The organism is Burkholderia mycopellens (assembly GCF_964265025.1).
In the GTDB taxonomy this organism is placed as follows: Bacteria; Pseudomonadota; Gammaproteobacteria; order Burkholderiales; family Burkholderiaceae; genus Burkholderia.
Genome location: NZ_OZ183802.1, coordinates 3636512 through 3656049 on the forward strand (window position 1 = coordinate 3636512; position 19538 = coordinate 3656049).

The 19538-nt window shown below is 68.8% G+C and carries 17 protein-coding genes; 11 read left to right on the forward strand and 6 right to left on the reverse strand.

The window, feature by feature from the left end; translation table 11 throughout:
* Window positions 1-98 precede the first annotated feature (98 nt).
* Window positions 99-1739, forward strand: coding sequence for an ABC-F family ATP-binding cassette domain-containing protein (locus tag ACPTTC_RS16950; RefSeq protein ID WP_423393147.1), 1641 nt, complete (start codon window positions 99-101; stop codon window positions 1737-1739).
* Between the two features lie 16 nt (window positions 1740-1755).
* On the opposite strand, the gene ACPTTC_RS16955 is transcribed toward ACPTTC_RS16950, so the two are convergent.
* On the reverse strand, window positions 1756-2835 hold the full coding sequence (locus ACPTTC_RS16955) for an MBL fold metallo-hydrolase (protein WP_423393148.1): 1080 nt from the start codon (window positions 2833-2835) through the stop codon (window positions 1756-1758).
* Window positions 2836-3139: 304 nt separating this feature from the next.
* On the opposite strand from ACPTTC_RS16955, the gene aceK reads away from it, so the two are divergent.
* The 9 genes from aceK (at window position 3140) to bioB (ending at window position 13266) form a co-directional block, all read left to right on the forward strand.
* Window positions 3140-4957, forward strand: a complete 1818-nt coding sequence (gene aceK, locus ACPTTC_RS16960) for a bifunctional isocitrate dehydrogenase kinase/phosphatase (RefSeq protein ID WP_175951392.1) — start codon at window positions 3140-3142, stop codon at window positions 4955-4957.
* 56 nt (window positions 4958-5013) lie between these two features.
* Window positions 5014-5781 (forward strand): carbonate dehydratase, encoded by a 768-nt coding sequence (gene can, locus ACPTTC_RS16965; RefSeq protein WP_423393149.1) that lies wholly within the window; start codon window positions 5014-5016, stop codon window positions 5779-5781.
* Window positions 5782-5874: 93 nt separating this feature from the next.
* Entirely contained in the window at window positions 5875-6552 is a 678-nt protein-coding gene (locus ACPTTC_RS16970; RefSeq protein WP_175970754.1) for an SDR family oxidoreductase, read from the forward strand.
* Between the two features lie 37 nt (window positions 6553-6589).
* Entirely contained in the window at window positions 6590-7027 is a 438-nt protein-coding gene (locus ACPTTC_RS16975; RefSeq protein WP_423393150.1) for a YchJ family protein, read from the forward strand.
* A 106-nt stretch (window positions 7028-7133) separates the two neighbouring features.
* The gene (locus ACPTTC_RS16980; protein WP_423393151.1) at window positions 7134-8405 is read left to right on the forward strand and encodes a dienelactone hydrolase family protein; all 1272 of its coding nucleotides are present in this window, start codon (window positions 7134-7136) and stop codon (window positions 8403-8405) included.
* Between the two features lie 496 nt (window positions 8406-8901).
* Window positions 8902-10248, forward strand: coding sequence for an adenosylmethionine--8-amino-7-oxononanoate transaminase (bioA, locus tag ACPTTC_RS16985; RefSeq protein WP_423393152.1), 1347 nt, complete (start codon window positions 8902-8904; stop codon window positions 10246-10248).
* A complete protein-coding gene (bioF, locus tag ACPTTC_RS16990; protein WP_423393153.1) occupies window positions 10245-11471 on the forward strand; it encodes an 8-amino-7-oxononanoate synthase in 1227 nt (408 codons plus the stop codon). Before bioA ends, bioF begins: the two co-directional genes overlap by 4 nt.
* Window positions 11468-12187, forward strand: a complete 720-nt coding sequence (gene bioD / locus ACPTTC_RS16995) for a dethiobiotin synthase (protein WP_423393154.1) — start codon at window positions 11468-11470, stop codon at window positions 12185-12187. Before bioF ends, bioD begins: the two co-directional genes overlap by 4 nt.
* 56 nt (window positions 12188-12243) lie before the next feature.
* Entirely contained in the window at window positions 12244-13266 is a 1023-nt protein-coding gene (gene bioB / locus ACPTTC_RS17000) for a biotin synthase BioB (protein ID WP_423393155.1), read from the forward strand.
* 108 nt (window positions 13267-13374) lie between these two features.
* Here the strand turns inward: bioB and ACPTTC_RS17005 are convergent, their stop codons facing one another.
* From ACPTTC_RS17005 to ACPTTC_RS17025, 5 genes are all read right to left on the reverse strand, one after another.
* Entirely contained in the window at window positions 13375-14424 is a 1050-nt protein-coding gene (locus tag ACPTTC_RS17005; protein WP_423393156.1) for a suppressor of fused domain protein, read from the reverse strand.
* A gap of 77 nt (window positions 14425-14501) precedes the next feature.
* Window positions 14502-15227, reverse strand: a complete 726-nt coding sequence (locus ACPTTC_RS17010; RefSeq protein WP_423393157.1) for a copper homeostasis protein CutC — start codon at window positions 15225-15227, stop codon at window positions 14502-14504.
* Between the two features lie 94 nt (window positions 15228-15321).
* On the reverse strand, window positions 15322-15726 hold the full coding sequence (locus ACPTTC_RS17015) for a hypothetical protein (protein WP_423393158.1): 405 nt from the start codon (window positions 15724-15726) through the stop codon (window positions 15322-15324).
* Window positions 15723-16106: a hypothetical protein gene (locus ACPTTC_RS17020; protein WP_423393159.1), complete on the reverse strand. Its 384-nt coding sequence runs from the start codon at window positions 16104-16106 to the stop codon at window positions 15723-15725. The genes ACPTTC_RS17015 and ACPTTC_RS17020 overlap by 4 nt, the downstream gene beginning before the upstream one ends.
* A gap of 154 nt (window positions 16107-16260) precedes the next feature.
* Window positions 16261-17547 carry a sensor domain-containing phosphodiesterase gene (locus ACPTTC_RS17025; RefSeq protein WP_226198516.1) on the reverse strand — a complete coding sequence of 429 codons (1287 nt, stop codon included), beginning with the start codon at window positions 17545-17547 and terminating at the stop codon, window positions 16261-16263.
* Between the two features lie 297 nt (window positions 17548-17844).
* Here ACPTTC_RS17025 and ACPTTC_RS17030 point away from each other — a divergent pair, with 297 nt between their 5' ends.
* Window positions 17845-19512: a Na+/H+ antiporter gene (locus ACPTTC_RS17030; protein ID WP_423393160.1), complete on the forward strand. Its 1668-nt coding sequence runs from the start codon at window positions 17845-17847 to the stop codon at window positions 19510-19512.
* Window positions 19513-19538: the final 26 nt, after the last annotated feature.

The window sequence follows — 19538 nt, forward strand, 5'->3', positions numbered from 1 at the left end:
CGCCAGCCAAAGTGAACAACTAAGCCTTCCCGAAATGTTTTCGCCGCCGTGCCACGCACGCCGCGCGCGAAGGTCTTCACGCATTTTCGGAGGTGCTTATGGCTGCCGCCACGCCCACCGGCGCGCTCGTCGCGCTTCATCACGTTTCCTTCCGCTTCGACGACGGCGTCACGCTGTTCGATTCGCTCGACCTTTTGATCGACCGCACGCCGACCGGCATCGTCGGCCGCAACGGCATCGGCAAGAGCCAGCTCGCGCAACTGATCGCGGGCCGCTGCGCGCCGAGTGCGGGGACGATCGACCGGCGCACGCCAGTCGTCTACGTCGCGCAGCAGCACGACGACGCAGCCGCCGGCCCGCGAACCGTCGCGCAGGTTGCCGCGCTCGATGCGCCGCTCGACGCGCTCGCGCGTCTCGCCGACGGCCGCGCGGAACCGCACGACTTCGACCTGATCGGCGATCGCTGGGATCTCGCCGAACGGCTGCGCGCGGCGCTCGATGCGACCGGCCTACACGACGTGCGCGCCGACACGCCGGCGCAAGCGCTGAGCGGCGGGCAACTCGCGCGCGTCGCACTGATCGGCGCCCTGCTGTCCGGCGCCGGCCTCCTGGTGCTCGACGAACCGACCAACCATCTCGACGCGCAGGGCCGCGCATGGCTGCGGGCGGCGCTCGACGGCTGGCGCGGCGGCCTCGTCATCGTGAGCCACGACCGTGCGCTGCTCGCCGACGTGCAGCGCATCGTCGAGCTGACGCCGCAAGGCGTGCGCTCGTATGATGGCAACTATGCGCTCTACCGTGCGCAGCGCGACGCTGAACAGGATGCCGCGCAGTCTGCACTCGACAACGCGCGTGCCGAGCGCGGACGCGTCAGGCGCAGGCTCCAACAGGAGCACGACACGATCCAGCGTCACGCGGCCGCGTCGCTGCGCGAGGCGAAGACAGCCAACCTGTCGTCGGGGGCCCGCCAGAGCCGCAAGGGCGCGGCGCGCAACATCATGGGGCAGGTCCGGCGCCACCAGAACGAATTCAAGACGACGCTCGACGAACGCGTGCAGGAGACGGCCGCGCGCGTCGACGCCGATGCGCCCGTGCTCGTGTCGCTGCCGGGCACCGAGGTCAGCGCGCGCCGCCAGCTGTTCACGCTCGACCGCGCGCAACCGCCGTGGCGCATCGCCAGCGATGCCGACGCGCTCACATGGTCGGCAAGCGGCCCGGTGCGCATCGCGCTGACCGGCCCGAACGGCTGCGGCAAATCGACCTTGCTGCGCATGCTCGCGGGCGAGCTCGCGCCGCGTTCAGGCACCTGCACGACGCACGTAGGCGCCGCGTATCTCGACCAGCGGCTCGCGCTGCTCGATCCTGATCGTTCGGTCGTCGAGCAACTGGGGCTGCTCGATACGCCGCTCGCCGAAGGCGACCTGCGCAGCCGGCTCGCGCTGCTGCAGCTCGACGCGGCGCGCGCGACGCAGCCGGCACGGCAGCTGAGCGGCGGCGAACGGCTGAAGGCCGCACTCGCGTGCGCATTGTGGCGCGGCACGCCCGCGCAACTGCTGCTGCTCGACGAGCCGACCAACCACCTCGATCTCGAATCGGTGCGTGCGATCGAAGCCGCATTGGCCGGCTTCCCCGGCGCGATCGTGGTCGCGTCGCACGACACCGCATTTCTCGCGGCGCTCGACCCGACGCACACGATGCAATGGCATCGCGACGGGTGGCGCTACGAACCCGTCGCATGAGAAAACCGCAGCGGTATCAGCCGGCGGTACGGAACCGCAGCACGCCGTCGTCGCCCTGCTCGCGCACGAGTTCGCCCGCGAGCCACAGCAGGTTCAGGTGCGCGAGCGCCTCGCCCAGCGCGAACGTCATCTGGTGGATGTCGAGCTCGCGGCGGCGGAACATGATCGGCACGATGTCGGCCGCGCTCATCGGCTTTTCCGCGCACGCGACGCGCACTTCGGCCAGGCGCGCGTCGTGGTGTTCGCGCAGTTGCGTGATGCGCGTGCGCACGCCACGGAACGGCTTGCCGTGCGACGGCAGCACCAGCGTATCGGGCGCCATCGTCTCGTAGCGGCCGAGCGACTGCAGATACAGCGCGAGCGGATTCGCCTCCGGTTCGAGGTCGAACACGGACACGTTCGTCGAGATGCGCGGCAGCACCATGTCGCCGGAGATCAGCACGCCGTCCGCTTCGCTGTGCAGCGCGCAATGTTCAGGCGAATGGCCGAAGCCGGTCACGACGCGCCAGGTGCGTGCGCCGATCGTCACCGCATCGCCTTCGCGCAGGCGCCGGTAGCGCGGCGGCACGGCCGGCACGAGATCCGAGTAGTAGTGGCGGCGGTTGCGCAGCTTGTCGAGCGCGGCCGGATCGGTCAGCCCGTGGCGCGCGAAGTGTTCGGCGGCAGCCGCACCGCCCGCGTTCGAGCCGTTGCCGGCCGCCATCAGGCAGCCGAACATGTACTCGCCGAGCGTCATCCACAGCCGCACGCTCCAGCGGCCCTTGTCACCGCCTTCGCACAGCCAGTTCGCGAGGCCGAAGTGATCGGGGTGGCAGTGCGTGACCAGCACGCGCAGCACGGGCAGGCCGTCGAGATGCGTGTCGAAGATCTGCTCCCAGTGCGTGCGGATCGCATCCGACGAGATCCCGCAATCGACGATCGTCCAGCCGGCCTGCCCGTCGATCTCGTCACGCAGCAGCCAGAGGTTGATGTGATCGAGCGAGAACGGCAGCGGCATGCGCAGCCAGCGTACGCCGGGCGCGACCTCGAACGTGTCGCCCGCGGCGGGCAGCGTGTCGGCGAAGGGATAGTCGAGTTGGTGTTCCAGTGCGTTCATCGGTGGGGCGTCTCATCGTTATCGGTACGAATGCGCGCCGGCGGCAGGCCGCGGCGGGCGGTGCGTCGATTCTATCGCCGTCGCGCGGAACACGTGCCCGGCGGCTTGCCGCCCGTCAAAAAAAGTTCGTGCCAGAATCGGTTCCGTACCCGTATCTTTACGCGAAGATGCACCGAACGGCATCCAACGGCGGACAACCCGCCGCCTGCCGGCCGGCCGCACATTGCCGCAAAGCCCTTGAACCGCCCGCTTGGGCGCTAAAATGGCGAGTGCTTACAGCCCCTCCCGAACGAGCCTGCACGCGATGAATCACTTCCCCAAACTGCTGTCTTCGCAGATCGGTTTCGACGTCGCGCAGACGATGCTCGAAAACTTCGACCGCCACTACCGGATCTTCCGCGAAGCGGCCGTCGAAGCGAAGACGCTGTACGAGCAAGGCGACTGGCACGGGCTGCAGCGGCTCGCGCGCGAGCGGATCACGTCGTACGACGATCGCGTGAAGGAATGCGTCGAGGTGCTGGAAGACGAATACGACGCGGAGAACATCGACGACGAAGTGTGGCAGCAGATCAAGCTGCACTACATCGGCCTGCTCACGTCGCACCGCCAGCCCGAGTGCGCGGAGACCTTCTTCAATTCGGTGTGCTGCAAGATCCTGCACCGCTCGTACTTCAGCAACGATTTCATCTTCGTGCGCCCGGCGATCTCGACCGAGTATCTCGAGAACGACGAGCCGGCCGCGAAGCCGACCTACCGCGCGTACTATCCGGGCACCGACGGGCTCGCGGCCACGCTCGAGCGGATCGTCACGAACTTCCAGCTCGAGCCTGCGTTCGACGATCTTCCGCGCGACATCGCATGCGTGATGCAGGCGATCCACGACGAGTTCGGCCACTTCGACGAAGCGCCGAATTTCCAGATCCACGTGCTGTCGTCGCTGTTCTTCCGCAACAAGAGCGCGTACATCGTCGGCCGCATCATCAACGCCGACCGCGTGCTGCCGTTCGCGGTGCCGATCCGCCACGTGCGCCCGGGCGTGCTCTCGCTCGACACCGTGCTGCTGCGCCGCGACCAGCTGATGATCATCTTCGGCTTCTCGCACTCGTATTTCCTCGTCGACATGGGCGTGCCTTCCGCGTACGTCGACTTCCTGTGCACGATCATGCCCGGCAAGCCGAAGGCGGAGATCTACACGTCGGTCGGCCTGCAGAAGCAGGGCAAGAACCTGTTCTATCGCGACCTGCTGCACCACCTGTCGCATTCGAGCGACCGCTTCATCATCGCGCCCGGGATCAAGGGCCTCGTGATGCTCGTGTTCACGCTGCCGTCGTTCCCGTACGTGTTCAAGATCATCAAGGATCAGTTCCCGCCGCCGAAGGAAACGACGCGCGCGCAGATCATGGAGAAGTACCAGCTCGTGAAGCGCCACGACCGCCTCGGGCGGATGGCCGACACGCTCGAGTATTCGAGCGTCGCGCTGCCGCTCGCGCGGCTCGACCATGCGCTCGTGCGCGAGCTCGAGAAGGAAGTGCCGTCGCTGCTCGAATACGAGGACGACAATCTCGTGATCAAGCACCTGTACATCGAGCGCCGGATGACGCCGCTGAACCTGTATCTGCAGAACGGCACCGACGCCGACGTCGAGCACGGCGTGAAGGAGTACGGCAACGCGGTGAAGGAGCTGATGAAGGCGAACATCTTCCCCGGCGACATGCTGTACAAGAACTTCGGCGTCACGCGCCACGGCCGCGTCGTGTTCTACGACTACGACGAGATCGAGTACCTGACCGACTGCAACGTGCGCCGCGTGCCGCCGCCGCGCAACGAGGAAGACGAGCTGTCCGGCGAACCGTGGTATACCGTCGGCCCGCACGACATCTTTCCGGAGACCTACGGGCCGTTCCTGCTCGGCGACCCGCGCGTGCGTGACGTCTTCATGAAGCATCACGCGGACTTTTTCGATCCCGCGCTGTGGCAGGCCAGCAAGGACAAGCTGATGCAGGGCGAATTGCCCGATTTTTACCCGTACGACACCGCGCTGCGCTTTTGCATGCGCTACCCGGCGCGCTTCGGCGCGACGGACCAGAACGATGGCGCAGGCGACGCGCAGCGCGCCGCCTGACGCCGGTCACACCGAACCCGCTATCGACCTGATTGCCGAAAACGGAATCCAACCCGATGAACACCCCAGTCAACCCGCTCTCACACCTGTTCGACAACAACGACGCCTGGGTCAAGCGCCAGCTCGCCGACGATCCCGAGTTCTTCACGCGTCTCGCCGACCAGCAGGCGCCGGAATACCTGTGGATCGGCTGCTCGGATTCGCGCGTGCCCGCGAACCAGATCATCGGCCTGCCGCCGGGCGAAGTGTTCGTCCACCGCAATATCGCGAACGTAGTCGTGCACAGCGACCTGAACTGCCTGTCGGTGATCCAGTTCGCGGTCGACATCCTGCGCGTGAAGCACATCATGGTCGTCGGCCACTACGGCTGCTCGGGCGTGAACGCCGCACTGCTCAACCGCCGCGTCGGCCTCGCCGACAACTGGCTGCATCACGTGCAGGACGTGCGCGAACGCCACGCGGCGCTGCTCGACGGATGGCCGGTGGGCGAAGCGCGCTATCGCCGCCTGATCGAGCTGAACGCGATCGAGCAGGTCGTCAACGTCTGCCGCACGACGATCGTCAACGACGCGTGGGCGCGCGGCCAGTCGCTCACCGTGCACGGGCTCGTGTACGGCGTGCACGACGGCCGGATGCGCAACCTCGGGATGGCCGTGTCGAACTTCGATGCGCTCGACGAGACCTACAAACGTTGCGTGGCCGCGCTCACCGCCGGCGGCAAGCATGCGCCGGACAATGACATGGTCGCCGCCGATGCCGCGCAAATGAACGAAGTCGCGCAGGCGGTGGTCGATACCCTGAAGCCCTGCCCGGACGCCGAGTAAGCACGCGAGCCGCGTCGGCGGCGGCGCAACGGCGGCAACCCGCATCGAACTGACCTGACGCCGTCACCACGGCACTGCAAAGGAGCGGCGAACATGAAAACCGTATTGATCGTCGGTGCATCGCGCGGCCTCGGCCGCGAATTCGTCCGCCAATACCGGCGCGACGGCTGGAACGTGATCGCCACCGCGCGCGACGACGCGTCGCTCGACGCGCTGCGCGCGCTCGGCGCGCATGCGCATGCGCTCGACATCACGCAGCCCGAGCAAATCGCGGCGCTCGGCTGGAAGCTCGACGGCGAGCGGCTCGATGCGGCCGTGCTGGTGTCGGGTGTGTACGGGCCGCGCACCGAGGGCGTCGAGACGGTCACCGCCGAGGATTTCGACGCGGTGATGCACACGAACGTGCGCGGGCCGATGCAGCTGCTGCCGATCGTGCTGCCGCTCGTCGAGGACGCGCGCGGCGTACTGGCCGTCGTGTCGAGCCGGATGGGCAGCATCGCCGAGGCCACCGGCACGACCGGCTGGCTGTACCGTGCGAGCAAGGCCGCGCTGAACGACGCGCTGCGCATCGCGTCGCTGCAGACGCGCCACGCCGCGTGCATCTCGCTGCATCCCGGCTGGGTGCGCACCGACATGGGCGGCGCGCAGGCCGCGATCGATCCGGAAACCAGCGTGACCGGCATGCGCCGCGTGATCGCCGAATCCGGCGCCGACGTGTCGCAGGCAAACGGCCGTTTCTTCCAGTACGACGGTATCGAGCTGAGCTGGTAGGCAGCCGACAACCTTGCGTCGTTAATTCCCGTTTCGCATGATTTTGAACCGACCTGACGCGTGCCCGTGCGGCGGCGCGTCCCCCGCTCCCGCCGGCAAAGCGCCGGCGCCCCGCTATGCGGCCTGCTGCGGCCGCTTCATCGACGGCGGCGAAGCCGCGCCGACCGCGCTCGAGTTGATGCGCTCGCGGTATAGCGCCTACGTGCTCGGCGCGAGCGACTACCTGCGCGCGACCTGGGCCGCGCGCACCTGCCCGCCGGATCTCGACACCGACCCCGAAGCGCCCGACGCGCCGCGCTGGCTCGGGCTCGCGGTCAAACACCACGCGCCGCTCGACGAACGGCACGCGGAGGTCGAATTCGTGGCCCGCTACAAGGTCGGCGGACGCGCTTACCGGCTTCACGAGACGAGCCGTTTCGAGCGCGACGAGCATGGTTTCTGGCGCTACGTCGACGGCGAAGTAAGTGAACGCTGACAAATAGTTGCCATGTCAGACGCCGGGTAATTCCCGCATTGCACAACCCCATTTTGTCCGGCTACGATGACCTCGAATTGGTCATGTTGCATGGCAGGGCTTACGAATGGCGTTCAGCAAGGGTTTGGTGGGATGGATGGCGGCCTGCGCGCTGTCGGCCGCTCAGGCCGGTACGCTGCCGAACGCCGATACGGGGACGGGTGCCGGCGCCAGCGGGTCGCTCGCCCACGCCGAACGCTTCGACTACGGCGATTCGAACCTGCCGCAGGTCGCCGCCGACCTGAACGAACAGATCCTCCGCATTCCGGCCGACGCCTCGGGCTCCGTCACGCTCGAGGCCACGCTCTTCAAGCCGAACGGCCCCGGCCCGTTCCCGCTCGTCGTCTTCAACCACGGCAAGAACACCGGCGATCTCCATCTGCAGCCGCGCAGCCGGCCGCTCGCGTTCGCGCGCGAATTCGTGCGCCGCGGCTATGCGGTGATCGCACCGAACCGCCAGGGCTTCGCGGGCTCGGGCGGCACGTACCAGCAGGAAGGCTGCAATGTCGGCAAGAACGGCCTCGCGCAGGCGGCCGACGTCGACGCGACGGTGCGCTACATGTCGCGCCAGCCGTATGTCGATGCGTCGCGCATCGTCGTCGCCGGCACGTCGCACGGCGGCCTCGTATCGGTCGCGTACGGCACCGAAGCCGCACCGGGCGTGCGCGGCATCATCAACTTCTCCGGCGGGCTGCGCCAGGATCTCTGCGACGGCTGGCAGAAAAACCTCGTCGACGCGTTCGACCAGTACGGCGCGCATACGGCCGTGCGGTCGCTGTGGCTGTATGGCGACAACGACTCGGTGTGGACGCCCGGGCTCGTCGCGCAAATGCACGACGCGTACGTTTCGCACGGCACGCAGGCCCAGTTCATCGATTTCGGCCGCTACAAGGACGACGCGCACCGGCTGATCGTCGACCGCGACGGCGTGCCCGTGTGGTGGCCGGCCGTCAACGCGTTCCTCGCGCAGCTGAACCTGCCGACCTCCGTGCGCTACGCGGTCGCGAACCCGCACGAGCCGAAAGCGAGCGGCTATGCGTCGATCGACTCGGTCAACGCGGTGCCGTATGTCGACGAAGCCGGCCGCGAAGGCTATCGCCGCTTCCTGAGCCAGCATCCGAGCCGTGCGTTCGCGGTGTCGTCGGAAGGCGCATGGTCGTGGGCCGAAGGCGGCGACGACCCGATGGCGCTCGCGCTCGACAACTGCGCGAAGCAGGGCGCCGGTTCTTGCCGGCTGTACGCGGTCAACGACCGCGTCGTGTGGAACACGACGCAGACGGCCGACAACGACGACAGCAACGCACGCGACACCGGTACGCCGGCGCTGGCTTCGCGTTGACGAGCGGCGGCCTTCGCCGCCGTTTTTCGTTCTCCTCCCCGCCTCCCTTTCGTCGCTGCGCGCAGCGTTCGCGGCGGATGTCACACATGTGGCACGGCACGCATGCCGGCATGAATGCGCCGTATCGCAACCCCACGCTCGCGTTCTCCCCGCCCCCGCTTGCCGTCAAACGCGTTCCGCTCACGTGGGGGCCACATCATTCCCCGCCACCCGCCTTCGCGCTCCGATTTTTCATCCCGCCGCCCCGCTCGGCGCACGATTTTTTTCGGTTGGGGGGGCTCACTCGAACGTCGTCATCTGCGGTCATTTCGGGACATCTGAACCGTACCGTCACGAGCCGCCCCGATCTGCGCCGAACTCCCGCCCGGCAAGGCTTTGCGGCGTTTGTAACCGGTAGTGCAACGGGTCGCGGAACACGCTAATCTCAGCGCGTTTCGTGTCTCGCCGCGCGGCATCCCATCGATGCCGCGCGGCCGTTTTATCCCCCGGAGCCGCCTTGAGTACGCCAGCCACCGACGACTGGGTCGCGCGCAGCCTGCGCGCGGTCTGGCATCCCTGCACCCAGATGAAGCATCACGAGCGCCTGCCGCTCATCCCCGTCGCGCGTGGCGCGGGCCTGTGGCTGTACGACCGTGACGGCCGCCGCTACTTCGACGCGATCAGCTCGTGGTGGGTCAACCTGTTCGGTCATGCGAACCCGGACATCAACGCGGCGCTGAAGGACCAGCTCGACACGCTCGAGCACGCGATGCTCGCCGGCTGCACGCACGAGCCCGCGATCGAGCTCGCGGAGCGGCTGCACGCGCTCACCGCGCGCACGCTCGGCCATGCGTTCTTCGCATCGGACGGCGCGTCGGCGGTCGAGATCGCGCTGAAGATGAGCTTCCACGCGTGGCGCAACCGCGGCCGCGCCAACAAGCAGGAATTCGTCTGCGTCGCGAACAGCTATCACGGCGAGACGATCGGCGCGCTCGGCGTGACCGACGTCGCGCTGTTCAAGGACGCGTACGACCCGCTGATCCGCCACGCGCATGTCGTCGCGTCACCCGACGCACGCGGCGCGCTGGCAGGCGAAACGGCCGCCGACGTCGCGGGCCGCGCGCTTGCGGACGTGCGGCGCCTGTTCGTCGAGCGCGGCGAGCGGATCGCCGCACTGATCGTCGAGCCGCTCGTGCAGTGCGCGGCCGGCATGGCGATGCACGATCCGTCGTATGTACGCGGGCTGCGCGCGCTGTGCGACGAATTCGGCGTGCACCTGATCGCCGACGAGATCGCGGTCGGCTGCGGCCGCACCGGCACCTTCTTCGCGTGCGAGCAGGCCGGTGTCTGGCCCGATTTCCTGTGCCTGTCGAAAGGCATCAGCGGCGGCTACCTGCCGCTGTCGCTCGTGCTCACGCGCGACGATGTGTTCGCCGCGTTCTACGACGACGACACGACGCGCGGCTTCCTGCACTCGCATTCGTACACGGGCAACCCGCTCGCGTGCCGCGCGGCGGTCGCGACGCTCGACCTGTTCGCCCGCGACGACGTGCTCGCGGCCAACGCCCGCAAGTCGGCCACGATGCGCGCGGCGCTCGCGCCGCTCGATGCACACCCGCGGGTGCGCCACCTGCGCGAGCGCGGCACGCTGTTCGCGTTCGACGTCGCGCTCGACGGCGACGCGGCGCGCGGCTTCTCGCGGCGCTTTTTCGAACGCGCGCTGGAACGCGAGCTGCTGCTGCGCCCGATCGGCACGACCGTGTACTTGATGCCGCCGTACGTGATGAGCGACGACGACATCGCGTGGCTCGCTCAACGCACGCGCGACACGCTCGATGCAACGCTCGCGGAGATCATTGGATGACGAACCCTCTGCTCGATCACCTGCAGCGCGGCCTCGCCGATCTCGACGCGCAAGGGCTGCGCCGCGTGCGCCGCACCGCCGACACCGCGTGCGATGCGCGCATGACCGTCGACGGTCGCAAGATCATCGGCTTCGCGAGCAACGACTATCTCGGCCTCGCCGCGCACCCGGCGCTCGTCGCCGCGTTCGCCGAAGGCGCGCGGCGCTACGGCGCCGGCAGCGGCGGCTCGCACCTGCTCGGCGGCCATTCGCGTGCGCACGCGACGCTCGAGGAAGAACTCGCAGCCTTCTCGGGCGGCTTCTCCGACGCGCCGCGCGCGCTGTACTTCAGCACCGGCTACATGGCGAACCTCGCCGCGATGACGGCGCTCGCCGGCAAGGGCGCGACGATCTTCTCCGACGCGCTGAACCACGCGTCGCTGATCGACGGCATGCGGCTGTCGCGCGCGAACGTCCAGGTCTATCCGCATGCGGACACGGCCGCGCTCGCCGCGTTGCTCGATGCATCGGAGGCCGAAACGAAGCTGATCGTCAGCGACACCGTGTTCAGCATGGACGGCGATCTCGCGCCGCTCGCCGAACTCGTCGCGCTGGCCGAACGCCATCGCGCATGGCTCGTCGTCGACGATGCGCACGGCTTCGGCGTGCTCGGCCCGCAGGGCCGCGGCGCGCTCGCGGCCGCCGCGCTGCGCTCCCCGCATCTCGTGTACGTCGGCACGCTCGGCAAGGCCGCCGGCGTCGCGGGCGCATTCGTGATCGCGCACGAGACCGTGATCGAATGGATGATCCAGCGCGCGCGTAGCTACATCTTCACGACGGCCGCGCCGCCGGCCGTCGCGCACGCGGTATCGGCCAGCCTGAAAGTGATCGCGGGCGACGAAGGCGACGCGCGACGCGCGCATCTCGCCGCGCTGATCGAACGCACGCGCGCGCTGCTGCGCAACACGCGCTGGCAGCCGGTCGATTCGCACACGGCCGTGCAACCGCTCGTGATCGGCAACAACGACGCGACGCTCGCGGCAATGCGCGCGCTCGACGCGCACGGCCTGTGGGTGCCCGCGATCCGGCCGCCGACGGTGCCCGCCGGCACGTCGCGGCTGCGCGTGTCGCTGTCGGCCGCGCATTCGTTCGACGATCTCGCGCGGCTCGAAGCGGCGCTGATCGAAGCCGGCAAGGGCGCTGCCGCCTCCGTTGACGCGGTTCCGCAGGAGGCCGCGGCATGACCGCCCCGCTCTCGCTGTTCGTCACCGGCACCGACACCGAAATCGGCAAGACCTTCGTGTCGGCCGCGATGCTGCACGGCTTCGCGCGGCACGGCCTGCGCGCGGCCGCGCTGAAGCCCGTCGCGGCCGGCGCGTATGAGCGCGACGGCGTGTGGCGCAACGAGGACGCCGACCAGCTCGACGCGGCCGCGAACGTCGTGCTGCCGCCCGGGCTGCGCACGCCGTTCCTGCTGAAAGCACCGGCCGCGCCGCATATCGTCGCCGCGCAGGAAGGCGTGACGCTCGACATCGACACGATCGTCGCGTGCCATCGCGAAGCGCTGGCGCGCGCGGATATCGTCGTCGTCGAAGGCGCCGGCGGCTTTCGCGTGCCGATGAACGACACGCAGGACATGGCCGATCTCGCGGTTTCGCTCGGCGTGCCGGTCGTGCTCGTGGTCGGCGTGCGGCTCGGCTGCATCAACCACGCGCTGTTGACCGCCGACGCGATTGCCGCGCGCGGCCTCAAGCTCGCCGGCTGGGTCGCGAACCACGTCGACCCGGCCATGTCGTTCCCCGACGAAAACATCGCGACGATGCGCGACTGGCTCGCCCGCGAGCACGGCGCGCCGCTGCTCGGCCGCATTCCGCACCTGCGTCCGGCCGCCCCCGAATCCGCCGCGGCGATGCTCGACATCGCCGCGCTCGTCGAGACGCTGCGCGCCGCGCAGCCTTGACCCAATCGAAAACAGATCCTCCGATCCCTCATCCCCGACCAGGACAGGAAAACGATATGACCCAAGCCCAGACTGCCGCCACCGTGCAACCTGACGCGATTCCCGTGGCCGCTCCGGCCTCGCAGCGCTGGCGCGTCGCCGACGTCGTCGCGCTGTTCGAGCTGCCGTTCAACGACCTGATCTTCCGCGCGCAGCAGGTGCACCGCGAACACTTCGACGCGAACGCGGTGCAGCTGTCGACGCTGCTGTCGATCAAGACGGGCGGCTGCGAGGAAGATTGCGGCTACTGCTCGCAGTCGTCGCACCACGACACGGGCCTGAAGGCCGAGAAGCTGATGGACGTCGACGCGGTGCTCGACGCCGCACGCGCGGCGAAGGCGAACGGCGCGAGCCGCTTCTGCATGGGCGCCGCGTGGCGCAACCCGAAGGAGCGCCACATGCCGGCGCTGACCGAGATGGTGCGCGGCGTGAAGGAACTCGGCCTCGAGACCTGCATGACGCTCGGCATGCTGGAAGACGAGCAGGCGCAGGAACTCGCGAACGCGGGCCTCGACTACTACAACCACAACCTCGACACGTCGCCGGAGTTCTACGGCCAGGTCATCTCGACGCGCACCTACCAGGATCGCCTCGACACGCTCGATCGCGTGCGCGACGCGGGCATCAACGTGTGCTGCGGCGGCATCATCGGGATGGGCGAATCGCGCCGCGAACGCGCGGGCCTGATCTCGCAGCTCGCGAACCTGAACCCGTATCCGGATTCGGTGCCGATCAACAACCTCGTCGCGATCGAAGGCACGCCGCTCGAAGGCACCGCACCGCTCGACCCGTTCGAATTCGTGCGCACGATCGCGGTCGCGCGGATCACGATGCCGAAGGCCGTCGTGCGCCTGTCGGCGGGCCGCGAGCAGCTCGACGACGGGCTGCAGGCGCTGTGCTTCCTCGCCGGCGCGAACTCGATGTTCTATGGCGACCAGCTGCTGACGACGAGCAATCCGCAGTCGCAGAAGGACCGGGCGCTGTTCGAGCGCCTCGGCATCCGTTCGAGCGATGCAGACGCGATGTCGGCGAACGCATAAGCGCAACGCACGGCGGATTCGTTCGCCACATGAAAAGCCGGGTACGTCCCGGCTTTTTTACGCGGTTCGTACGCAATACGCGACGGGCCGCCCGCGCGCCGCCGCGCGTCACCCGATCGTCTGCACCGCGTTGCCCTGTGTATCGCGGATCACGGTCTTCTCCACGCGCCACCGCACGCCGTCGAGACCGTCGAGCGCATACTCGCCGGCGCGCGGCTGCAGTGTGCGCGCCAGCGCCTGCACCGTCGCATCCGTGAGCCGCAGCGTCAGCGTGCCGCCCTCGTCGGTCACGCCATTCGCATCGCCGTGCACGAACCGCACCGCGCCGTCATGGCCGACCAGGCCGAACGGCCGGTCGAACGGCAACCGCAGCGGCAGCAGCATGACGAGTTCGTCGACCTGTCGTGCGCCGACGGTAATCTCGATCACGGGCGCACGCAGCAGCCGCTTGCGGGTTTCCCATCGGAGCACGTTACCGGCGTCGACCTCGGCGCGCACGTCCGCGCGCTCGAGCAGCGACGCGCGGCCGAGATCGGTCACCCATAGCGGCATGTGCGGCAGCAGCGTGTCGAGCAGCGCGCGCGTGCGCCAGCGCTTCGCGGCGCGCTCCTCGTCGAGCGTCAGCCCGACGATCTGCAGGAACGCCAGGCTGCCGTGCGGCGTATCGATCGCCGGCAGTTCCGGATCGAACGCGAAACCCATCGAGCAGAGCTGCGTAGCGGTATCGAGCGCAATCGGGCCGTTGGCCGTCATCCAGTGGCCGTCGTCGAACGCGTTGCCGCTCTGGAATACGTAGCGCGCGAGGTTCTGCAGGAAGCTGAACACCCAGTTCGGCGGCGCTTCGTCGGCGCCGCCGCGGGCGACGCGCATCGTCAGCTCGAATCCGAAGCCGCTGACGGCCGGATCATCCGATTCCTTCGCATACAGCTCCGAGAGCCCGTACGTGACGAAATGCCAGTGCGGCACGGGTGCCGCGCGCTTCCACACGCTGATTCCGTCGAGCGGATCGTGGCCGCCGAGCCGCCACTTGAGCAGCGTGGCGTAGTGCTTCGGCGCCTGCCCCGGATAGACGCGCGCGAGCGCGCCGTCGATCGCGTCCCAGCCCGGCGCGCTGTCATCGGTTGCGCGGCCCTGCGGATCGTGCGTTGCGTCCGTCATGTGGCCCTCTGTCCCGGCTCGTGTCCCGGTGGGTGGTGTCGGTGCGTGCGGCGGCGGCCTGCAGGCCGCCGAGTGCGTCACACGTGTGCCGCCGCGCCGTCGATCGCCGCGCGCACGCGCTCGACGAGTTGCTGATCGACCGGCGCGAGCACCTCGCCGCGCGGCCGCACGCCCGAACCGAAATGCACCGCGCGCACGCCCGTGGCGCGGACAAAATCGCCGACCGCATCGATCGTGAGCCCCGAGCCTGCCAGCACCGTGCAGGTCGAGCCCGCCGCCTGCCGCACCAGCCGCGTGATCGTCGCGGCCGCGTCGAGCACCGACGGATGGCCGCCCGACGTCAGCACCGACGTGACGGCCGGCACGCGCAACAGCGCGTCGAATGCGGCGTTGAGGTCGCGCGACACGTCGAATGCTCGGTGGAACGTCAGCGCGCGGCCGTCCGCCGCGGCCGCGATGCGGGCCAGTGCGCCGAGATCGACGTCGCCGCGCGCGTCGAGCGCGCCGAACACGACACCGTTCGCCCCGGCCGCGACGGCGGCACGCACGTCGCGCTCGATCACGCGCAAGTCGTCGGCGTCGTAGACGAACGACCGGCTGTGCGGTCGCACGATCACGTTGACGGGAATCGGCACGGCGGCCACGACGGCTTCGATCAGGCCGACACTCGGCGTCAGCCCGCCTTCGGTGATGGCGGTCACGAGTTCGAGGCGGTCGGCGCCCGCCCGGGCGGCGGCCTTGGCATCGCCGACGGTCGTGGCGATCACTTCGAGGAGAATGGAAGAGGCGGCGTTTCGGTTCATGGGCGGCCCGCGAATCGTCAGGACAATTCGCGCATCCTAGCCGAGCCGCGTGACGGACGCCAGCGTGCCGGCCGCGGCACCGTCGGTCGCACCGTCAGCCGCGGCGCGCGAGCCACACGCCGACGAGCGCGGACAGGCCGGTCACCGCGGCGCCGGGCACGACCCGGAACATCCGCACGTTCATGTTCACGCCTTGCTGCTGCAATACGTCGACGATCCCCGGCGCCATCAGCATCGTCGCCCAGCCGATCATCCCGAACGCGGTGGTCGCGGTCGCGATGAGGAGCGCGATGCCCGCGCCGCGCGCGCGTGGCCGGAACGCGCCGGCGAACGCACCCACGGCCAGGAGCACGGCCGACAACACGCACAGCACGGTGACGAACACGAACATCGCCCCCGTATGGCCGAGCTTCATGAACGCCATCATCTGCGCGGTGATCACGCACATGCCCGCGAGCGTGAACAGCCCGATCGCGATGGCGTTGCGCGCGAAGCTCATGCGTTCGCCTGGAAATACGCGGTCGCGGGGCGCCGGAACATCAGGTAGACGAACAGCGCGAACAGCAGGACGCCCGGAATCAGCACCGCATACATCGACGCCGGCATGTTGATGAACGAGAACGCGAAGCTGAATACGGAGATCGCGATGTAGGTCTTGCGCGACCATTCGCGGCCCTTGAGGATCGCGATGCCGACCACGACGTTCACGACTTCGAGAATCACGCTGATGCCGAGCGTCGCCCAGACGGGCAGCAGGTAGTGCGACAGCAGCGCCTGGGTGGTCGGCATGCCGATCGTGAATGGCGTATAGACGCACGTTATCGCATTGGTCACGATGATGATCCACGCGAGAATGGTCAGCGAAATCGGTCTTTTCATTGTGTTTTCCTTGTTATTCGCCGCCATGGTGGCCCCCGGGACGGCGCGCTCGCGGTCACGATGGCCGCGGTCGGGCCATTGTCGGGGAAGCTCGCGGCGAACGCAACGGCCGGCCCGCTCCGCCCGCCGCCCGCCGCTTGCGGTGCGCGCGGGACTAGCCGGCGTCCGCTTCGTCGTCGCCCCAGTCGATATCGCCGCACAGCACGCGCTGCGCATCGCCGACGCGCACGGCCACCGACAGCGTCACGCATGGCTGCGCCTCGTTGATCGACAGGTACGGCCGCGTGACCTGCACGCGCCCCGGCTCGGCGATCGCCGAGCGGAAATACGGCCGGCGCAGCCAGTTCGCGCCCTGCGCGTCCGCCAGCGGCGAAAAGCGCGCCTCGGCGAGCGCACGGTCGGCGCGCAGCACGACGTTGCGGCCCGACTGGCGGCCGTGCGCGTCGAGCAGGAAGCAGCGCGCGGCCGAGTCGAGCGCAAGGAAATTCCAGCACACCTCGTCGAGCGGCTCGCCGGCCGCGAGACGCTCGGCCGCGCGCTCGAACGCGCGCAGGTAGGGCGCGAGCCGCTGCGCATCGCGCCGCTCGCGCGCGTCGGTCTGCTGCCGGAAACGCTCGGTCAGCTCGCCGATGCAGCCCGTCGCGGCCGCGCTGTCGGGCAGCCCCGGCGCCGGCCGGCCGAAGTAGTAGCCCTGCACGAAATCGGCCTCGCATGACAGCGCGATCTGCGCCTCGTGTTCGGTCTCGATGCCCTCGACGAGCACCAGCTTGCCGGCCTCGTGCAGCAGCGTCACGAGCCCGTGCAGGATCGCGGTGAGCCCGGTACGGTGCGCCGCGTGCGACAGCATGATCCGGTCGAGCTTCACGATGTCCGGGTTCAGTTGCCAGATCCGCTCGAGATTCGAATGGCCCGCGCCGAAATCGTCGAGCGCGATCAGGAAACCGTGCGTGCGGAATTCACGCACGGCCTCGGCGAGCCGCTCGACGTCTTCCGCGCGCTGTTCAAGCACTTCGAGCACGATGCGGCGCGGCGGCATGCCGAGCCGCTTCAGGTTCGCGAGCAGCGCGGCCGCCTGGAACGGGTCGGTGAGCACGCCCGGATGGACGTTGAGGAACAGCCACTCGCGCTCGGCGCCGAGCAGCATGAAGTTCTCGAGATGCAGCGCCTGCGCGAGCCGGTCGAGCTGCAGCAGCTCGCCCTGGCGCGCGGCTTCGCCGAACACGTCGAGCGGCGACACGGCGCGGTCGAGCGCATCGTGCGCGCGCAGCAGCGCCTCGTAGCCCACCGCGCGCTGGTGCGACAGGCTGAAAATCGGCTGGAACACGGTCGTGAGCGTCAGGTCGCGGTGCTGCGTCGCCAGACGTTCGAGGCCGGAACTCACTTCCCGCTCGAAGCGGTACGGCGACGCGGCGGCCGGACGCTCCTGTTGCACGATCGTCATGCCTTCCTCCTGGTAGTGCCTTCGAACGCGGCGTCCGACGAAGCGAACGGCGCGTGCAATGTCATGGTTGGACCCTCGGTTGCCCGGTCGACGCCGGACGGCTGGCCAACATCAAGCAAGCTCCGTGCAAGGCGCGGACAACCCGTGCGCAGCACCGCTCGCGCCGTGCTGCCGCACCAACGCGGCGCATGTCTCGCGCACCATTTTCGTGCGCGCGCACCGGCCGCTCGAACGCACCCGTCACGCTGTCACGCTACACTCCGTACGATCGTTTCATTCCCCGTATTCGCCGTATCGATGGAAATCGTCTTCACCGTCCTGATCCTGCTGCTGACCGTTGCGCTGTCCGGCGCCGTCACGCGCATCCTGCCGTTCCAGCTGCCGTTGCCGCTGATGCAGATCGCGTTCGGCGCGATGCTCGCGTGGCCGAAGCTGAACCTGCACGTCACGTTCGATCCCGAAATCTTCATGCTGCTGTTCATTCCGCCGCTGCTGTTCGCGGACGGCTGGCGGATTCCGAAGCGCGAGCTGTACCTGCAGCGCCGCGCGATCCTGATGCTCGCGTTCGGGCTCGTGTTCATGACGGTACTCGCAGTGGGCTACTTCGCGCACTGGCTGATACCCGAGTTGCCGCTGCCGATCGCGTTCGCGCTCGCGGCCGTGCTGTCGCCGACCGACGCGGTCGCGCTGTCGGGCATCGCCGGCCGTGGCCGGATCCCGCCGCAGCTGATGCACATCCTCGAAGGCGAGGCGCTGATGAACGACGCGTCGGGCCTCGTCGCACTGAAATTCGCGATCGCGGCCGCGCTGACGGGCATGTTCTCGCTGCGCGACGCCTCGGTCACGTTCGTGATCGTCGCGGCCGGCGGGCTCGCGACGGGCGCGATCGTATCGTGGGCCTTCAGTGCGCTGTCGACGCGCTTCCTGAACGCCGAGCAGGAAGGCGATCCGGCCCCCGGCATCGTGATGACGCTGCTCGTGCCGTTCGCGGCCTACCTGTTCGCCGAGCACCTCGACCTGTCGGGCGTGCTGGCGGCCGTGTCGGCCGGGATGATGATGAATTACACGAGCTTCTCGCGCAAAAGCACCGTCGCGTCGCGCGTGCGCGCCGAAAGCACGTGGGCGATGATCGAGTTCGTGTTCAACGGCATGGTGTTCATCATGCTCGGGCTGCAGCTGCCGCACATCATCGGCCGCACGCTCGTCGACGCGCACCACACGAGCGACGCACTCGTCGGCCGGATGATCTTCAACGTCTGCGCGATGATGCTCGCGCTGTATGCGATCCGCTTCCTGTGGGTCTGGCTGCTGCGCTGGTTCGCGAGCCGTCGCGCCGCGCGCCAGGGCCTCGCGGGCACGATGGCCGGCGTGCGCACGATCGCGGTGATGACGGTCGGCGGCGTGCGCGGCGCGGTCACGCTCGCCGGCGTGCTGTCGATTCCGGTCGCGCTGTCCGACGGCGTGCCGCTGCCGGGCCGCGACACGGCGATCTTCGTGGCATCGGCCGTGATCCTCGGCTCGCTCATCGTCGCGGTGATCGGCCTGCCGCTGCTGCTGCGCGGCGTGCGTTCGTCGCGCAGCCCGCTCGGCGACGAGGAACGCGCCGCACGCGCGGCCGCCGCGCAGGCCGCAATCCGTGCGATCGACTCGTCGCACGACGCGATCTCGGCCGATCTCGACGAATCGGGCGCCGCGCGCTGCGCGGATATCTCCGCACGCGTGATGGACCAGTACCGCCGCCGCCTCGCGACGCTCGCCGAGGACGGCCCCACGCCGCGCGCGGAAGCGAAGCAGGCCGAAACGATGGAACTGCAGATGCGGATCGCGGCCGTGCGCGCGGAACGTTCCGCGCTTTATCGGCTGCGCAGCGAAAGCAGGATTTCCGACGAGACGCTGACGAAGCTGCTCCGCGAGATCGACCTGTCGGAGACCGCGCTGTCGACGCGCAAGAAAGGCATTCTCTAAACGGCCGGGCGCCGCCCATAAAAAAC

Excerpts from the sequence above, each read along its gene's own strand:
- ACPTTC_RS17020 (WP_423393159.1), bottom strand. The coding sequence starts at position 16,106 with ATGAAAAGACCGATTTCGCTGACCATTCTCGCGTGGATCATCATCGTG.
- aceK (WP_175951392.1), top strand. The coding sequence starts at position 3,140 with ATGAATCACTTCCCCAAACTGCTGTCTTCGCAGATCGGTTTCGACGTC.
- ACPTTC_RS17025 (WP_226198516.1), bottom strand. The coding sequence starts at position 17,547 with ATGACGATCGTGCAACAGGAGCGTCCGGCCGCCGCGTCGCCGTACCGC.
- ACPTTC_RS16970 (WP_175970754.1), top strand. The coding sequence starts at position 5,875 with ATGAAAACCGTATTGATCGTCGGTGCATCGCGCGGCCTCGGCCGCGAA.
- ACPTTC_RS17015 (WP_423393158.1), bottom strand. The coding sequence starts at position 15,726 with ATGAGCTTCGCGCGCAACGCCATCGCGATCGGGCTGTTCACGCTCGCG.
- bioD (WP_423393154.1), top strand. The coding sequence starts at position 11,468 with ATGACCGCCCCGCTCTCGCTGTTCGTCACCGGCACCGACACCGAAATC.
- ACPTTC_RS16955 (WP_423393148.1), bottom strand. The coding sequence starts at position 2,835 with ATGAACGCACTGGAACACCAACTCGACTATCCCTTCGCCGACACGCTG.
- ACPTTC_RS16950 (WP_423393147.1), top strand. The coding sequence starts at position 99 with ATGGCTGCCGCCACGCCCACCGGCGCGCTCGTCGCGCTTCATCACGTT.
- ACPTTC_RS17010 (WP_423393157.1), bottom strand. The coding sequence starts at position 15,227 with ATGAACCGAAACGCCGCCTCTTCCATTCTCCTCGAAGTGATCGCCACG.
- bioF (WP_423393153.1), top strand. The coding sequence starts at position 10,245 with ATGACGAACCCTCTGCTCGATCACCTGCAGCGCGGCCTCGCCGATCTC.
- bioB (WP_423393155.1), top strand. The coding sequence starts at position 12,244 with ATGACCCAAGCCCAGACTGCCGCCACCGTGCAACCTGACGCGATTCCC.
- ACPTTC_RS16975 (WP_423393150.1), top strand. The coding sequence starts at position 6,590 with ATGATTTTGAACCGACCTGACGCGTGCCCGTGCGGCGGCGCGTCCCCC.
- ACPTTC_RS17030 (WP_423393160.1), top strand. The coding sequence starts at position 17,845 with ATGGAAATCGTCTTCACCGTCCTGATCCTGCTGCTGACCGTTGCGCTG.
- can (WP_423393149.1), top strand. The coding sequence starts at position 5,014 with ATGAACACCCCAGTCAACCCGCTCTCACACCTGTTCGACAACAACGAC.
- ACPTTC_RS16980 (WP_423393151.1), top strand. The coding sequence starts at position 7,134 with ATGGCGTTCAGCAAGGGTTTGGTGGGATGGATGGCGGCCTGCGCGCTG.
- ACPTTC_RS17005 (WP_423393156.1), bottom strand. The coding sequence starts at position 14,424 with ATGACGGACGCAACGCACGATCCGCAGGGCCGCGCAACCGATGACAGC.